13 protein-coding genes are annotated in these 16,893 nt (G+C 47.5%); 7 read left to right on the top strand and 6 right to left on the bottom strand.

Annotated features, from left to right (window positions below; translation table 11 throughout):
• Window positions 1-47: 47 nt before the first annotated feature.
• The 6 genes from MKZ12_RS12680 (at window position 48) to MKZ12_RS12655 (ending at window position 8,319) form a co-directional block, all read left to right on the top strand.
• Entirely contained in the window at window positions 48-1,865 is a 1,818-nt protein-coding gene (locus MKZ12_RS12680) for a sensor histidine kinase (RefSeq protein ID WP_339260705.1), read from the top strand.
• The gene (locus tag MKZ12_RS12675; protein WP_339260703.1) at window positions 1,837-3,396 is read left to right on the top strand and encodes a response regulator; all 1,560 of its coding nucleotides are present in this window, start codon (window positions 1,837-1,839) and stop codon (window positions 3,394-3,396) included. The genes MKZ12_RS12680 and MKZ12_RS12675 overlap by 29 nt, the downstream gene beginning before the upstream one ends.
• Before the next feature lie 116 nt (window positions 3,397-3,512).
• Window positions 3,513-4,427: a sugar ABC transporter permease gene (locus MKZ12_RS12670; protein ID WP_339243034.1), complete on the top strand. Its 915-nt coding sequence runs from the start codon at window positions 3,513-3,515 to the stop codon at window positions 4,425-4,427.
• Between the two features lie 5 nt (window positions 4,428-4,432).
• Entirely contained in the window at window positions 4,433-5,272 is an 840-nt protein-coding gene (locus tag MKZ12_RS12665; RefSeq protein WP_339260701.1) for a carbohydrate ABC transporter permease, read from the top strand.
• A 39-nt stretch (window positions 5,273-5,311) separates the two neighbouring features.
• Window positions 5,312-6,640 (top strand): extracellular solute-binding protein, encoded by a 1,329-nt coding sequence (locus MKZ12_RS12660; protein WP_339260700.1) that lies wholly within the window; start codon window positions 5,312-5,314, stop codon window positions 6,638-6,640.
• A 23-nt stretch (window positions 6,641-6,663) separates the two neighbouring features.
• Window positions 6,664-8,319, top strand: a complete 1,656-nt coding sequence (locus MKZ12_RS12655; protein ID WP_339260698.1) for a hypothetical protein — start codon at window positions 6,664-6,666, stop codon at window positions 8,317-8,319.
• A 72-nt stretch (window positions 8,320-8,391) separates the two neighbouring features.
• On the opposite strand, the gene MKZ12_RS12650 is transcribed toward MKZ12_RS12655, so the two are convergent.
• Entirely contained in the window at window positions 8,392-8,736 is a 345-nt protein-coding gene (locus tag MKZ12_RS12650; RefSeq protein WP_339260697.1) for a hypothetical protein, read from the bottom strand.
• 124 nt (window positions 8,737-8,860) lie between these two features.
• On the opposite strand from MKZ12_RS12650, the gene MKZ12_RS12645 reads away from it, so the two are divergent.
• The gene (locus MKZ12_RS12645) at window positions 8,861-9,283 is read left to right on the top strand and encodes a hypothetical protein (protein ID WP_339260695.1); all 423 of its coding nucleotides are present in this window, start codon (window positions 8,861-8,863) and stop codon (window positions 9,281-9,283) included.
• Window positions 9,284-9,483: 200 nt separating this feature from the next.
• Here the strand turns inward: MKZ12_RS12645 and MKZ12_RS12640 are convergent, their stop codons facing one another.
• From MKZ12_RS12640 to MKZ12_RS12620, 5 genes are all read right to left on the bottom strand, one after another.
• Complete coding sequence (locus MKZ12_RS12640) at window positions 9,484-12,657, bottom strand: bifunctional cytochrome P450/NADPH--P450 reductase (protein ID WP_339260693.1); 3,174 nt, start codon at window positions 12,655-12,657, stop codon at window positions 9,484-9,486.
• Window positions 12,658-12,974: 317 nt separating this feature from the next.
• Complete coding sequence (locus MKZ12_RS12635; protein ID WP_339260692.1) at window positions 12,975-13,529, bottom strand: glutathione peroxidase; 555 nt, start codon at window positions 13,527-13,529, stop codon at window positions 12,975-12,977.
• 213 nt (window positions 13,530-13,742) lie between these two features.
• Window positions 13,743-14,468 carry an LUD domain-containing protein gene (locus tag MKZ12_RS12630; RefSeq protein ID WP_339260690.1) on the bottom strand — a complete coding sequence of 242 codons (726 nt, stop codon included), beginning with the start codon at window positions 14,466-14,468 and terminating at the stop codon, window positions 13,743-13,745.
• Window positions 14,458-15,978 (bottom strand): LutB/LldF family L-lactate oxidation iron-sulfur protein, encoded by a 1,521-nt coding sequence (locus MKZ12_RS12625; protein WP_339260688.1) that lies wholly within the window; start codon window positions 15,976-15,978, stop codon window positions 14,458-14,460. The genes MKZ12_RS12630 and MKZ12_RS12625 overlap by 11 nt, the downstream gene beginning before the upstream one ends.
• Window positions 15,975-16,703: a (Fe-S)-binding protein gene (locus MKZ12_RS12620; protein ID WP_339260686.1), complete on the bottom strand. Its 729-nt coding sequence runs from the start codon at window positions 16,701-16,703 to the stop codon at window positions 15,975-15,977. Before MKZ12_RS12620 ends, MKZ12_RS12625 begins: the two co-directional genes overlap by 4 nt.
• Window positions 16,704-16,893 lie beyond the last annotated feature (190 nt).

The following is a 16,893-nucleotide window of genomic DNA, read 5'->3' as shown; positions in this document are numbered from 1 at the left end:
TTATAATTACTCTGCGCTCAAGTCGACTCGGTAGAAGGAGGAAATCCATGTTCTTCTCTTTAAAAAACCGCCTGATTGCCTTTATCGTTGTCCTGTTTGTCCTCGCTTTTGGCACACTCTCCTACCTGCTCTTCAAGGAATCACGCACGGTCATTCGCTCTTATATCGAATCCTCTGCTCTTGAGAAAATGGAGGAATACGGTTCATACGTAGACATGGTACAGATGCAGATCTATGATGTTGCCTCACTTGTTTTCAATAGTGATATGGGCAAAAACTGGGATAACGCGATCAGTGATCCTAACCTTCCGGAAGGAGAAAAGATGCTGGCCAACCTCGCGATGAGCCGTTTCCTCACGCAGGCAACCAACAGTTACACCAGTATCTCGGATGTATCCATCTATCGACGGAATGGACTGCGAATTGGCAGCGAGAATCAGGTAACATATGACCCTGCCTTTGTACAAGAATCCTGGTACACGAATTTCTATACATTGGGGGAACGCTGGTTACCTGCACACACCGATCAACATGAACGTGTCAGAGATCATGGCAATCCGGTGGTCAGTCTGCTGATGCCTATTGGCACCTTTCATCATGCTACAGCGCAGAATGTCATGAAGGTGAATGTCAGTGAATCCTACTTTCTGGAACCGCTCCGGCGTATACATCTGGCGGAGAATAGCACTATTTTTCTACTGGGCGAGCAAGGAAATCCCATTCTGTCACAGCAGGTAGACACGTTAGGTGCTGTAGCTACCGCAGAGATCGATCGATTTCGAAACAGCCCGCTCAAATCCGGTGTGGCATATCTCACTAACCAGGAAGGACAGCGAGACATCCTTGTATTCAAGAAGCTGGGCCGTACCGGCTGGATGTTGGCAGGTCTGGCACCTGAAAAGGAAATGTATCTCTCTCTCCATAAGCTCCAAAGCACGATTGTGGTGGTGACAATGGTCCTAATTCTAGTCTCCCTCTTGGCGGCCGCATGGTTATCCCACGGCGTAACCAAACCTTTGACCAGACTGGTGCTGGCGATGAGACAGGTTCAACGAGGTGCTTTTGACCAGGCGGATTCACTTCTGCCTCCAGATAAAAATGTAAAGAGTGAGATCAGTTATGTCATCTTTACCTTCCGTTATATGATCAGTCAGCTGCGGCAGCATATCCAGAATGAATTCGAGCTGAAGCTGCTTCGCCAACAAGCAGAGTATAAAGCACTTCTCATACAGATTAATCCACATTTTATGTTCAATACCTTGGAGCTGGTAAGCAGTCTTGCCATTCAGCGTAGAACGGAAGATACGGTTCAGGTCATTGAGGATTTGGGTAAAATGATGCGCTTCTCCATTAACACCAATGACGATCTTGTTCCCCTAACCGAAGAACTGGATTATGTGCAGCGTTATATCTCCATCTTACAGACTCGTTTCGGTCATAAGCTCAACATTTCGATAACAAAGGAAGGCACACTGAACGCCTTGGTCATCATCAAGTTTATACTACAGCCACTTATTGAAAATGCAGTGAAATACAGCTTCCAGCATCAGACAACAGCTCAGGTTCAGATTCGAATCAATCGGCTAGATGATCGTCTGCATATCCGCGTTTCCGACAACGGACCGGGTATTCCAACAGAGATAATCCATAAAATGCATCACCCTGATGCTTCCCCCTCATTGGAATCCATATTGCTTAATGAAGGCTGGCATATTGGACTGGGCAATGTGATTGCTCGTTGCCGCCTGCATTACGGTGCCTTGTTCACGGTTCATATGAAGAACGATGAGAGCAGTGGTGCATGTATTGAACTGACTCTACCCGTACAGGAGGAATATGATGTACAACGTATTAATCGCAGATGACGAGATCGAAGTTCGCGAAGGATTAAAATTGAAAGTCGATTGGCACGGCATGGGCTTTGTCATAACAGGGGAAGCGTCTAACGGGATCGAAGCGGATGAACTTTTACAGACTGAACATTTTGACTTGCTGATTACCGATATGAATATGCCTGTCATGGATGGCATTAGACTATTGGATGTCTGCCGCAGTTATAACCCTTCCATTCAGATTATCATTATCACGGGTTATGAAGATTTTCAATATGCCAGAGCGGGGGTCCGCAGCCAGGTGATGGATTATTTACTGAAGCCAGTAACCCGGGATGAATTGAAAGCCACATTAGGCAAAATCAAAGCGGATCTGGATGAACAACGTAAAATTCGAGGCGACTCTGAATTGCTGCATTGGCGACTCTCTCAGTATTACCGGGAAATGAAGGAACGTTTCCTTCTTGATCTCGTCAAAGGTAATCGCCTACCGCCTTCCTCTATGCCAGAACGACTCCGATTGTTCCATCTCGAATCATGGCAGGATCAGAAGGTCTGTTTCATCACCGCGAGTATAAGTCACTCGGACAAGCCGGATCTTCGAGAAGATCGATTACCCGAGCAGATGCATCTTCCTTTCGAGATGGTATGTTATGAAATCGCCCGGTCTGATTCAGACAATGTCCAGGTATTTCATGATTCGGTACACGCAGGCATCATGCATTTCATGGTACAAGATGGTATGCAGCATGAATTCATCCAACAGCTCACGGAACATACGGCATCCGTTTTTTCCATGGAACTCAAGATTGGGATGGGACTTTCTGTATCCGGACTTGAGCACTGGAAAGAAGGTTATATCCATTCCCTTTTGGCATGGAATTCAGCTGAACGGGCTGTCAGCGGGCTGAACCCTCAGGCTGGAACAGACTATAGTCCATTACTGCCTGAAGAAACGACACGCACGCTGCATCGTTGCCTCATTCGTGGAGAACTGGACTCCTTCCGCAGCATCATCCATAAGGAAATTCACGAGGCATTCCAGCTCTCTCCTTCCCGAATGACAAGAACTATTTTTCAAATTTCACTGTTGATGGATTTTCCAATGGCCCCGGAATGGATACTGTGGCTTAAGACGCCAGATCAAGCAGAACGCTTATTAATGCAATGGGCTCAAGACTTCCTGGGTCAACAACTTCCTTCGGAAAATGGGGATGGGACGGTTATAGAGTTAGCCAAGCGATATATCGAAGAGAACTACATGCAGGAGCTCACGTTGACGTTACTCGCTGAACGATTCAACTATTACCCTACCTATTTCTCCGAATTGTTTAAGGAAGGGGCAGGTACCTCTTTCGTTCAATATGTGACGGGTGTTCGGATGAAACATGCTTTGCAACTGCTGAAGGATACTCAATTAACGGTATGGGATATTACTGAACTGACAGGTTTCAGTTCGCCAAGTTATTTCAGTTCGAAATTCAAAAGAATGTTCAACATGAGTCCTTCAGACTATCGGTTGCAGCATTCCGAAAAAATCGATAATCATGATCCGAAGAAATAAGATTCAAGCTTCTCCCCTTCCCCGGTATGATGTGGTTACCCATAGAACGACACATGTTGTAAGCGGATTCACAGGGGTTAACCATGAATTTTATCGATTCAGAAGGGAGGCACATGATGAAAAAACAGACCAAGCCCTTATACGGTCAGCAGAATACCACAGCCTACTTGTTTCTTCTGCCCTGGCTGATCGGACTCTTCTGTCTGACACTGGGACCGATGATTGCGTCCCTATACTTATCCATGACCAAATTCAATCTGCTGTCATCACCAACTTGGACTGGACTTAGCAACTATGTTCACATCTTTACCGAGGACGATACCTTTCGCAGGTCCCTCGGGCTGACATTTTATTATGTCTTTTTATCCGTTCCTCTAAGGCTTGCCTTTGCTCTAATGGTGGCAATGGCGCTGAACAAAGGAATTCGAGCCCTCGGCATCTACCGGACCGTATATTACATCCCTTCCCTCTTGGGCGGTAGCGTCGCAATCGCAATCGTCTGGCGTCAACTTTTTGAGGGGAACGGACTGGTCAACCAGTTTCTAAGCTGGTTTGGCATCTCTGGTCCGTCCTGGATTGCACATCCGGATTATGTGGTTTATACCATCATCACGCTATCCGTGTGGCAATTTGGGTCTGCCATGGTCATCTTTCTTGCGGGTCTGAAACAGATCCCGGCAGACTTGTATGAAGCTTCCGATGTCGATGGAGCGGGAAAGATACGTCAATTTTTCGGAATCACCCTGCCCATGCTCTCCCCCGTTATCTTTTTTAACCTGATCATGAGCATGATCAATTCATTCCAGGCGTTTACACCCGCTTACGTGATCGGAGATGGCCGCGGGGGTCCACTCGACGCAACAATGTTCTATACCTTGTACCTGTATCTGAAAGGTTTCTCGTTCTTTGATATGGGTTATGCTTCGGCTCTGGCTTGGATCATGTTGGTCATTATCGGCGTATTCACCGCAATCGTCTTTGTTACATCCCGATTTTGGGTGTTCTACGGGGATAATCAGGAAGGGAGGTAATGCATATGCCAATCAAACGACAACTGGTTCAGGCCGGGAGGCATGCCGCCATTATACTTTTCGGTCTGCTGATGTTATATCCTGTACTATGGTTAATTCTCAGTTCGTTTAAACCGAACCATCTCATTTTCACCAGTGGCAGTCTTTTCCCAACCAGCTTCACGCTGGAGCACTATATTAATGGCTGGAAAGGTCTGCAGGGCATCTCCTTTGGCCGTTTCTTCGGCAACTCCGTTCTGATCTCGGTCATGAGTGTGCTGGGTAATGTGATCTCCTGTTCCCTTGCAGCCTTTGCTTTCTCCAGATTGAAGTTCAGATTCAAAGGCCTGTGGTTCAGCATGATGTTGATCACAATTATGTTGCCTTACCATGTTACTCTGGTGCCCCAGTACATTCTCTATAATGAGCTTCAATGGATTAATACGTATTTCCCGCTGATTCTGCCCAAGTGGCTCGCGCAGGATTCCTTCTTCATCTTGCTCATGGTTCAATTCATACGCGGTATACCGCGGGAACTGGACGAGAGTGCAACCATTGACGGTTGCGGACAATCACAGATCTTTTTCAGAATCGTAGTGCCTCTGCTCATTCCGGCACTGATTACAACAGCGATCTTCACCTTCCTGTGGAGCTGGGATGACTTTTTCAGCCAGATGATCTATCTGAGCAAAATTGATCTGTTCACCGTGCAACTGGGCATCCGGTCTCTCTTTGACCCCTCAGGACAATCCGATTGGGGAGCATTGCTCGCCATGTCTACCCTGTCACTGCTTCCCGTGACCATCATCTTTTTACTGTTTCAGCGTTATTTCCTTGAAGGCATTGCGACAACAGGTCTGAAGTAACAACACGTTTCTCATTATCCATAGTCAGGGGGATTCACCATGTTCAAACGTTTCATGATCGGTATAATCACTTCACTTTTGTTATTCGTAACAGCTTGCTCTGGAACAGACCATACAGGTGCTACTAATAATACAGGCGACGGTAATAACAATGGAACTACCGAGGGCGGACAGGTCGAACTTCGCATCATGTGGTGGGGTGACCAGAAACGGGCAGATATTACGAATGAAGCCCTGAAGATCTTTCAGGCAAAACATCCGGATATTAAAATTTCAGGTGAATTTGCACCCTCCTCTGGATATTTCGACAAGCTAAATACCCAGTTGGCATCAGGCACAGCACCGGATATCTTTTTCCTCGGTGGAAATGTCGTTGATTATGCCCAAAAAGATGTCCTGCTTAACCTGGACCCCTATGTTGGCAACGAACTGAATCTCGACGGTATGGATGAAACGATGATCGAATACGGACGTCTCGACGGGAAGTTGCAACATATCTCTGCCGGTGCGAACGCACGAGGAATTGTTGTTAACAAGGCACTCTTTGAGAAAGCCGGCGTGCCTTTGCCAGCTTCGGATTGGGACTGGGCGGACTATGCCACCATCAGCAAGGCGTTATCCGACAAACTCGGGGACGGCTTCTATGGAACCTATAATTTCACCGTCGATGGGATGGATATTTTTCTCAAACAAAGGGGTAAACAACTATATGACATGAAAAACGGTACACTCGGATTCGCCAAGGAAGACATTCTGGAATGGTTCCAATATTGGGAGAAGACTTCGGCATCCGGCGGTGTAGTCACACCGGAATTGCAGGTTTCCAACCCGCATGATGATACTAGTAAATCCCTGTTGATCACAGGCAAAGCAGCTATGACACTCCTGCCTTCCAACCAGCTCGCTGCATTCCAGAGCTTGACGGAAGATCCTCTGGTCTTGCTCCCTGTACCACGAGGCCCTAAAGGAACGGGTGTTGTATTTGAATCCAGTCAGGGATTATCAGGTTACGCGAATACCAAACATCCGAAGGAAGTGGCAATGTTAATGGACTTCTGGATTCATGATCCGGAAGCAGCCAAAATCCTCGGTAATGACCGTGGCGTGCCTGTTACGGAAGCCAATCGTACTCTTCTTCAGGAAGGTGCAGGCCCTGTGGAGGAGATTGTCTATAACTATACAAATCTTGTCTCCGAAGCTACGAAGACTGAACCTTTTGACGTAAGCTACAACCCGCCGGGATTTGCAGAATTCTCCAAATTAGCTCAGACGACGAATCAGGAGATCGGATTTGGACGAAAAAGTGTGGAACAGGCTGTCTCCGACTTCTATAACGGGACCGTTCGCATCTTTGAGTCGAATCAATAAGCAGAAGCTGTGAGGAGGAACATATGACAGAAGAGATACTGAATCGTCTACGCAACATGTCGATCATGGATCAAGTTCAGCCTGTTAAACCGGAAGATCAGCAGTTATTACAGGAATGGCATGCGTCTGGTGTCCGGTTTGCAGCATCGGGCGGACGAATGGAAGCTACGTATTATGCAGCAGTGCAAAAATTGCTTGCTTGCATCCTGCCCATTGGAGACAGCGATCCCATTTTACAAGAAGGCGGCATCTATCTGGGATGTTGGTTAGAGAGCACAGGTACCATCAATGCGGAGTTACTGTCTCGCCTGCTGCCTTCCATATCCGAAACAACGTACCTCGCATTAGCCGAGCAGCAAAGAGATGATGGATTGCTTCCGTATAAACTTACGGCTACCGGGCCTTCTTTCCGGCAAATCCAGTTGGTCACTCCACTGGCACGCAGTGTATGGAACCACTATCAGCTTCATGACAATGATGGCAAGCAGTCACCTTTCCTGAGCACCATGTACAAGGCTATGGTTCGTTACGATGAATGGATTGCACGAAACCGTAATACCCGAGGGACCGGCTGTGTAGAAGCTTTCAGTACGTTTGACACTGGACATGACTTATCCCCCCGATTCTGGCATGTTCCAGATACACCTTATATGAATGAAGCTTCTGCCTACCACCCGGATTCTCCGATTCTGCCCTTTCTGGCACCGGATCTGACTGCTAATATTTATTGTCAGCGCATGTATCTATCCCGCATAGCTGAGGAGCTGGGGGAGTCCGGAACGGATTGGAAAGCCAAAGCCGAGTCCAGCCTGGAAAGTCTCTTTCGCTATTGTTACGACGAACAGGATATGTTCTTCTATGATCGGGATCGCAATGACCAATTCGTCAGAGTGCAATCCGATGTGCTGCTCCGCGTGTTGGCCTGCGAGGTGGGCAACCGTGAATTGTTCGATAACCTACTACGGCGGTACCTGTTGAATACAAGCAAGTTTTTCGCTAAATACCCATTTACATCGATCTCAATGGATGATCCCCGATTCGATCCTTTTTCCTCCTATAACAGCTGGGGAGGCGCATCCAATTTTCTGAGTCTAATCCGGGCACCACACGCATTTGAGTATCATCATCGATATGTGGAGCTAACCTGGGTTATGCAGCCTATCTTGTCTGCTCTGTCCAAAGATAAACGTTTTGGTCAGGTACTCAGCCCGTGGACCGGAGAACAAGGTTTTACCGAGACATACTCACCTTCCATCCTCTGTCTCCTTGATTATGTCGAGCGATTATGCGGAATTATGCCTGTTGGATCGAATAGGCTCTGGTTTACCGGACTGCTCCCCATCGATATGGATCATGGTGAGGTCGTATCTGGCAATACGGCTTATAGCCGTAAGGTCTGTGGAATAGGATATGAATTGGTGAACACCCCGGATCGCATGACCGTATATAAGGAGGGCAATGTTCATCTGGACGGCCCGTCAGGAATTCGCCTTGTAACCGACTGTAGTGGACATCTGGAAGCCGTCATCGGAATGACCGTTCGCACCGTCGAGGGAGAGCTTTTCTACCAAGGAGAATGCATCCCAATTCGGATCAAAGGAAATGAAATGCAGCGTTACGTTGACGGAGGGTTCAGAACCGAGCGCGATATTGGCATCATCCATCCTGCGTATCGTTAATTGTTGTTATGCAAAAAGCGCAAGTTTCGGAGGCTTACTGCCCTGCACTTGCGCTCTTGTATTTCTTTATTTCTACACTTTCCGGTTCCACGCCGGGTGACGATAAAATTCTATTGTATCAATATAATTTATCGTGAAATGCTGTTCTACATCCGAGAGGTTCAACAGTTTGCGGTCGATTTGCTTCATCCCCATGACCACATCATGTCTTAACAGGTCCATTGCAATTTTGCCTACAAACCCGCCTTCCATCTCCTTATGCTTGGCACGAAACTCTTCATTATAGATCATTTCAGGCGTGAATGCTGCTTCGACGAATGCATTAACAAGCGTAAGCTCATTGCCATCCATCTGTACTGCCAAATAATAATTGCCACGCTCATCCTGAATGAGGTCTTTATACATCTCAACGATCACTTGAATCACTCCTCTATTATAAAATGAAACCCCGTTAGCCGTAACGAACATGGGCTATCAAACGTACACCTTCCTACCCCTTGCCTTCATATACTAGGTACAAATGGCGAACGGAGGAATTCTTATGAGCTGGCAGCATCTCCATACTGGCAAAACACTTCAACAGCGTCTGGCAGAACTCCAGGGGCACCTTGCAGAACTGAATACTCCACTCTCCGGGTTGGAACCGGGACGTATTCGTCGTGTCTATCCAAGGCAGTTTATCAAAGTAAACCGTCAGTTATTCATTCCGCTCAGTCTGAATTCCATTCGGGTATTTGATATTCCTCGAACACGGCGAGGCGTCAGAGTGGGAATCCGCACGACGTTCCCTTCCTGGAATGCATTTAACAATATCAGACTGGTAGGCGTGGGACTGGATTATCTTGAACTCCAGGGAAAAGGCAGAGTCCCTTCCCGTATTCTATTCCCTCTCTCCAGCGTCGAGTCGATCTATCGACCTAACACTGGAAGAAAAAAACTGAGACGACCTTGTAGGCGGAAATAAAGCTGGTTCTTTTCGCAAACCATACAATGGTTCCCGAACGCCTACCATACGGGTGCTCCCTTCCAATATTTCATTATAACCCATGCAACCACTTCTCTGCTGAAGAATCATTTTATGTCAAAAAGCGGTGAGCACAGAACTGCTTCTGTATCTCACCGCTCAGCCAGTTACGGATCAAACTGATCCTTCACATGTGTACATCAGATACCTGTCCATACATCCTTGGCATAACGACCTTCCTGCTGAAGGTGATCAAGCCAATCTGCTGCTTCCTGCGCGGATTTGCCATGAAGTTCAGCGTATGCCTGCTGGAGTGTAGCTTCCACATCAGGTGCCATCTTGCTGCCATCACCGCAGATATACAGATGCGCACCCTTTTCAAGTAAAGGAATCAGATGCCGGGCATCGTCTCTCATCAAATGCTGTACATAACATTTCTCTTCTCCGTCCACTCGGGAGAACGCCGTATGAAGCTCGACAAGCCCTTCTTGCTGGGCTGCTTCCAATTCATTTTTGTATAGATAATCATGCTCGGGATTCCGACATCCAAAGTATAGATGTGCTTCGCCAAGCTCTTGACCTTGTTCCTTCAACACATGTCTTGCTTGTATAAAACCACGGAATGGGGCAACGCCTGTACCCGGCCCTACCATGATGACGGGAACCTGTGTATCTTCCGGCAGTTGGAAACCGGATTCCGGTGTCCGCGTGAACATGACGATCTCGTCACCCGGTTTCAGGTTAGCCAGATAGTTGGAAGCAATGCCTTTGTATTCTCCCTGTCCACTCCATGCCGGAGCACGCACCACACTCACCGTAATACTCGCTTGATCGGGCTGAACACGCGGTGAACTGGAGATCGAATAATATCTGGCTTTCAGTGAAGGCAGTAATTCAAGGAAGCGCTCAAACGGCAGTTCACATGCCTCATATTTCACCAGATAATCCAGCATGGAGATCCGTTTATTCCGAACTTCATCCATATACACAGATTCATCAAGCAACGCTTCAAGCTCCTTCTTATGCGGTGGACATACCGTGTATGCTGCCATTTCTCTGAGCTGAGCACGAGTTGCGGCTTCTTGAAGCTCAACGCTGTGACTAAGCAGGTCATACAGGTTAACCGGTTGATGCAGCGGCAGATGTGCGGCACTTCTACCCGATGCATCGAGAACCAGATGCTCCGTTCCCGTGAATCCATACCGACGGAGTACACGTTCCACCAACTCCTGTGGGTTTTGTGGCAGAATGCCAAGATGATCCCCTTCCATGTAGGTGATGCCTTCAGGCAATTTGATCTCGAGGTGACGTGTACTCCGTTCACTACCCGCGTCGTGAAGCTCTCTGTTCTCGAGTACTTCTGCCACATGAGCATCATACGTATCCGCAAGCGGTGTTACGGCGAGCCCACTGACAAACTGTACTGATAGTGAGCTGCGTTCGCTATTGGAACTTGTGTTTAGCTTCAGTCCCATTGTTCGTGCGAGATCCGGCCATAATTGCTCTGTCCAATCCCCCACCTGTTTCTCAAAATCTCCGCTTGCATCGGACTCACCCAAGGGCGATAACCGCTCTGCTCCTCTAGAAGATAACTGTTCATCGATTAGACGCGGAATACGCTGATAGGTGCTGGCCCAGTTGTGGTCACCGCATCCCAGAACGGCGAAACGCACCCCATTGAATTCATTGGCATCCGCGTGTTCGATCCACTCGACAAACATCTTCGCATTGCTAGGCGGCTGACCGTTATAGGATGCAATGACAATAATAACGGCGCCATCCTTCGGCAGTTGGCCAACACGATCATCAAGCGCAGCAACCTCGCTCCGGAAACCTTGATATCTGGCAGTATCCGCAATCTCACGTGCTATGCCTTCCGCCGTTCCCAGATTGGAACCGTATAGAACAAGCATCGGTGTGTGGTGAGCATTCGCAGCATCCGGTTCTGTTCTTTTGGCAACTGGCTTCGGTTCTTCGACCGCTACACCTGGCACGGCCATGACGGGCTGGCCTCCACGCGCACGTACCCGAATGGTGAAGTTATCCGGTTTGAGCGTCAGCGTTTCTTTCACCTTTAATTGATAATCGGAATGATCGATGAAGTCAAAATGCTTGAGCACCATGCCCAGCACCAGCGTTGCTTCCTGAAGTGCAAACTGCTGACCAATGCAGGCCCGTTGACCATTACCGAAAGGTTTGTAGGCATCATGCGGCACTTTGCTCGGATCTTCGAACCGTTCCGGGCGGAAGTCCTCTACGTCATCTCCCCATGCTTCACGGTCGCGATGCAGCTTGGGAATAAGTACACTGACGCTGTCGCCTTTTTGCAAAGGATATTGACCCGCAAGTACCGTATCCTCTTTGGCATACAGAGAAAATGCCGGGGCCGTCGGCCATAACCGCAAGGCTTCGTTCAAAACCATGCGAACGTACTTCAGATTGCGAACCTGGTTGTACGTTGGAACCGGATCTTTCAGAATCTGATCCACTTCTGCTTGGGCCTTAGCCAGTGTATCCGGGTTCTTCATCAGATAATAAACAGCGAAGGATAACAGTCCACTTGTGGTCTCATGTCCAGCAATCAGGAATGTAATAATCTGATAACGGATGTTCTCATCATCCAGTGTTTCTCCCGTTTCCGGGTCCTTGCCGCTGAGCATGTGGGACAATAGATCATCCGCGCCTTCCTGTGGTTTCTCTTTGCGCTCGGCAATAATGTGATCCACCAAAGAGAACATGGAACGGATATCCTGTTCAAACTGTTTCTTTTTGGTGATCATCAACTTGTCTTGCAGACGCAGTCGCTGCAATGAACTCATGGATTCGTCCAGTGCACGAACCATGCTGGTAATGAATGGATGTGGTTCTTCCCGATAGAAGCTGTTAAACCGATAGTTGAACCCACAGAGTCCAATCGTATCGAGTGTAAGACGTGTCATATCATCCGGAACGTTAACCGTTTCATCCGGATTTAATCGTGACCATTTCTGAACCAGCTGTACCGCCAGATCAATCATTTTGTTGTGATATCCCTGCATGGCACGTTGACTGAAACTTGGCAGCAGTACGTTATGAGCTTTTTTCCAATTCGGTTCCTCGGTCCAACTCGTGAATAGTCCATCTCCTGCAAAAGCACGAACCTTGGCAAGGGGTGCCCACACACGTTTGTCAAACTTGGATTCATCCGTTACCTCGGCGACCAGTTCGTGACCTGAAATATACAATTCACTTCGTCCAGGATACTCCATACGAAAGATCGGTCCATATTCTTCAGCCAGTTTCACCAGCGATTGCACCGGCTCTTCAAAGTTCAATTGCGGCAAATTGCCCAGTGGGCCAAATGTTTTCGGTTGAGGCACTGAAATTGGTGGCATGACGCTCACTCCTTCTTTCCAAGTTAAGAGTTTTGACAACTAAAAAATAATGACTTGATTCCATGAGGAATTGCACTTTACCTTCGGATCGCACTTAACCTTCAATTCAACAGACTTAAGTTATTTTTTGCACAATTTCATATTTCATCCAGATAACTGTTAAACCCAAAAAAGAACTGACTGACCGAAATGGTATATTGGTCATTTTTGATTAAAAAAAATGGAGAACTCGTTATCTCCTTTTACCCTAACATTTCCAGTTCCAATCTTCAACCGTCCCAAAGTCATAGGACCTCAGGACAGGGATTACATTATAACTAGGAATTCTTCAACAGAATCTGAATAGCAGACTCCATCTCCAATGGGGCAACTGTCGTTTCATACCGGCCATGAACATTGCCACTGCGGTCAATCAGGAATTTGGTGAAATTCCATTTGATCCCGTTCCCTTGATACAATTCGGGATGCTTCTCTTTCACAAAAGTGTCCATCCACTGTCCTTCTTGGGTATCCAGATCATAGCCTTGAAACGGCGCTTTTTCTGTCAAATAACGGAACAACGGATGCATCGATTGCCCTGCGACTTCAACTTTCTCCAAGATCGGAAAGGAAATCTGAAACTGACTTCTGCAATATTCTGCAACCTCAGCACTACTACCAGGTTCTCTCTCGTTAAACTGGTTACATGGGAAAGCCAGAATCTCCAGCCCCTGTTCACGATATTTCTCGTACATCTGTTGAAGTTCATTGAATTGCCGGGAGTAGCTACACCGACTTGCTGTATTCACAATAAGCAGTACTTTCCCTTTAAAAGCAGACAAATCACCCGCATGGCCATCCATAAACGGAACCTGGTAATAAAATATACTCATTCACAACGCCTCCTCTTTCTCTCTCATATCTCACATGAATTCTCTCTTGAGAAGAATTATACACCCACCCTATTAATAGGTGAAATATATAATAAGCATATGATTGATAGTTTTTAACTATAAAAATTCAACAAAAAAACTGTCCTCAGCAGCTATGTGCTACATCTTGGACAGTCTTCCAAATCATGTTGCGCCATCAAGCTCAACTCACCGTTAACCCATAATCAAACCATATACAATACCTGGTCCGTGTACCCCAATGGTCAGATCATTTTCAATATCGGACGATCGGCTTGGGCCTGAAATAAAGTGGATACCTGCAGGGAGGTTCTCTCTTCCCACCTCGTCAAATCGATCAAGCGTTTCACCCAGTCTGGTGTACAGCCGATCTACTGGAATAATGATGATAAGTACTGTAGGCAGCAAACTGACGGAACGACCTTTTTCCGGTGAAGAAAGTACAGTAACCGAGCCTGTGTATGCAGTTGCATAATCCGCCATGACCACACCAATATCGGCCTCAGCTGCCCGAGCCTTCCAGTTCTCATCCGCTTGACTATTCCAGACGGAGATCTGTACCTCCGGTAACTGTTCTTCCAATCCGAGATCTTTTAGCGCCTGTTCATTCTGACGAATGATATATCTGGCACTCAGTTCATGCGATTTGTTAGCAATGAATTGAGATACTTCTTCCATGTTCTGAACCCGTGCAATGTGTGCGCCTACACTTACAAAGTTATCCGTAAATGCTTGAATACGCTTCTCTTCATCCCATTCCAATTCCGTCCAAAAGTCGGGTGCTCCCCGAAAGGGTTGGGTCGGCGCTTGGCGTTGCCTTGGTCTTCTCAATTTCGAAGCAATGTCATTCATGAACTGCTCCTGTTTCTCAATGGACTTCTTCTCCAATTGTGCAAGCCATTGCTGATGTTCAGTGACCATGCTTCTTCCCCTCCCCTTCTTCTCGTTCACGAATAATCTGCTCCATACGGCTGCGAACGGAAGAATCCATAGCTTGTTGCTTCTCGTTCAGTTCCTGATCCAGCTTGTTCCATTGTTGCCGGAAGGATTTCTTGGCGAGACTTGGCGCAACCCGATAATTGTTCCAGCCTTTAAGTGGACCCAGCTTGAGAGAAATGCCGTTGTTGCGCACAACTGCCTTCTGCCCGATCTGTCCCAGACGTATGGCCGCACTGAAGCGTTTGGAATTGGAAACAACGGCAGCAAAGCCCTTCATGCCCATGCTCTCCATTTTGTTGCCATGACCGTCTTCCACTTTACGCCTGCGTAGATAAACAAGCATATCATGTAGCGGAATTTTAACTGGACATGCTTCATAACAGGCTCCACACAGACTCGAAGCACCCGCAATATCATTCCATTCATCAATGTTGCCATTGAGTGCAGGTGTCAATACCGCTCCAATCGGTCCGCTATAGGTTCCACCATAGGCATGGCCCCCAATATGGCGATATACCGGGCAAGCATTCAAACAAGCACCACAGCGAATACAATTTAGCAGTTCTTGAAACTCGGGATCACCGAGTTGAAGGGATCGACCGTTATCCACGATAATGATGTGCATTTCATCCGGTCCATCCGCATCCGCTGTACGGCGAGGACCTGTGATGCCTGACATATACATCGTCAGTTTCTGACCTGTTGCAGAGCGTGGCAACAAGGTTGCCATGACCTCCAGATCCGTCCACGAGGGGATGATCCGCTCCATGCCCATCAGTGTAATCTGCGTTTTGGGAACAGTGGATACCATACGGGCATTACCTTCATTTTCGAACAAAACCATGGAACCTGTCTCTGCAATCGCAAAATTACAGCCCGTCATGCCGATATCCGCCTCAAGGAATTTCTCGCGTAGCTTTTTGCGAACAAATCCGGCAAGTACCGTCGTATCCGGCTCCAGAATTTCACCCGCTTCCTTCGATAACAACTCTGCAATCTGATAGCGGTTCTTATGGATGGCTGGAATGACAATATGAGAGGGGGCCTCGCCTGCCAACTGTATGATGTATTCACCCAGGTCGGTCTCGATCGCTTCAATGCCCGCTGACTCCAGCACATGATTCAGATGTACTTCCTCCGACACCATCGATTTGGACTTCACCACCGTAGACGCCTGCTTGTGAGCCGCAATATCGAGTGCAATCGCCGCTGCTTCCACCGATGTATCTGCAAAATGAATATGAACCCCGTTCGCACGGGCGTTATTCACAAATTCATTCAAATAATAATCCAGGTGCGCAATGGTATGCAGACGAATCTGACGTCCACGTTCCCGCCACTCATCCCAGTTTCCATGTTCTTCTGAGGCCGACTTCTTACCGTTACGCAATCGTTCTGTTGTGAATTTGACCGCCTTACGCAGAAAATCATCATTCAAGGCCAGTCCGGCACGTTCTTTGACCGTCGTATCCATAACTCCCGGTTGGCTCATCCAATTCGCACCCCCTCATACAATAGTTCCGCCAGATGCATCACACGCACCGGTTCATTCCGATAACGCAGATTACCTGCGATATTCATCAGACAGGCCATGTCTAGCCCCACCAGTACTTCGGCTTGGGTCTCTTTGACATGATCAACCTTCTCCGTCACCATCGCTCCTGAAATATCGGACATTTTGATGGCAAAGGTACCACCAAACCCGCAGCAATCCTCAGCAAACGGCAGGGGAACCAATTCCAGTCCCTTTACTTGGGATAGTAATGCCATCGGCTCATCCTTTACACCCAGCAGACGACTACCGTGGCAGGATGGATGATAGGTTACTTTGTGTGGAAAATGTGCGCCCAGATCGGTTATCCCGAGTACCTGAACGAGGAATTGAGTGAATTCATAGGCTTTGGCTTCCAATCGTTTTGCCTTCTCCAACCACACCGGTTCATCCGCGAACAGTTCGGGATAATGATGAATCATATACGTACACGATCCCGAAGGACAGACTACAAAATCACTGTCGTCAAACGCTTCAAGAATCGTCTTGGCCGCTACCCGAGTCTCATCCCAGTACCCGCTATTGTAGGATGGCTGACCGCAGCAGGTCTGAACCGGCGGAAAATCCAACCGAACGCCATGAGCGGCGAGCAATCTGACCATGGCCTCCCCCACTCGGGGATAGATGGCATCGCTGAGGCAGGTAATGAATAAGGAGACCTTCATAAGTACACGCTCCTATTAACTGATTAGTAGATGAATTGACTAAAAATATTGAATAAGAATATTTACAATGAACACTCCGATGACAGAATAACCTTCCGATCGCTGTTATCCCCAGATTTTTTAATTTACTTTTTAAAGGATAAAATCCGGGGATAAAGGCGCACGCTTCGCTTCTTCAAGTTATTTCTGT

Origin of the sequence: Paenibacillus sp. FSL R5-0713 (genome assembly GCF_037973325.1) — a bacterium.
In the GTDB taxonomy this organism is placed as follows: Bacteria; Bacillota; Bacilli; order Paenibacillales; family Paenibacillaceae; genus Paenibacillus.
This window is presented reverse-complemented; position numbering and strand designations above follow the sequence as displayed.

What these genes read in the sequence shown, in the direction of transcription:
- MKZ12_RS12680 (WP_339260705.1), top strand. Translation starts at nt 48, where the DNA reads ATGTTCTTCTCTTTAAAAAACCGCCTGATTGCCTTTATCGTTGTCCTG.
- MKZ12_RS12675 (WP_339260703.1), top strand. Translation starts at nt 1,837, where the DNA reads ATGATGTACAACGTATTAATCGCAGATGACGAGATCGAAGTTCGCGAA.
- MKZ12_RS12670 (WP_339243034.1), top strand. Translation starts at nt 3,513, where the DNA reads ATGAAAAAACAGACCAAGCCCTTATACGGTCAGCAGAATACCACAGCC.
- MKZ12_RS12665 (WP_339260701.1), top strand. Translation starts at nt 4,433, where the DNA reads ATGCCAATCAAACGACAACTGGTTCAGGCCGGGAGGCATGCCGCCATT.
- MKZ12_RS12660 (WP_339260700.1), top strand. Translation starts at nt 5,312, where the DNA reads ATGTTCAAACGTTTCATGATCGGTATAATCACTTCACTTTTGTTATTC.
- MKZ12_RS12655 (WP_339260698.1), top strand. Translation starts at nt 6,664, where the DNA reads ATGACAGAAGAGATACTGAATCGTCTACGCAACATGTCGATCATGGAT.
- MKZ12_RS12645 (WP_339260695.1), top strand. Translation starts at nt 8,861, where the DNA reads ATGAGCTGGCAGCATCTCCATACTGGCAAAACACTTCAACAGCGTCTG.
- MKZ12_RS12640 (WP_339260693.1), bottom strand. Translation starts at nt 12,657, where the DNA reads ATGCCACCAATTTCAGTGCCTCAACCGAAAACATTTGGCCCACTGGGC.
- MKZ12_RS12635 (WP_339260692.1), bottom strand. Translation starts at nt 13,529, where the DNA reads ATGAGTATATTTTATTACCAGGTTCCGTTTATGGATGGCCATGCGGGT.
- MKZ12_RS12630 (WP_339260690.1), bottom strand. Translation starts at nt 14,468, where the DNA reads ATGGTCACTGAACATCAGCAATGGCTTGCACAATTGGAGAAGAAGTCC.
- MKZ12_RS12625 (WP_339260688.1), bottom strand. Translation starts at nt 15,978, where the DNA reads ATGAGCCAACCGGGAGTTATGGATACGACGGTCAAAGAACGTGCCGGA.
- MKZ12_RS12620 (WP_339260686.1), bottom strand. Translation starts at nt 16,703, where the DNA reads ATGAAGGTCTCCTTATTCATTACCTGCCTCAGCGATGCCATCTATCCC.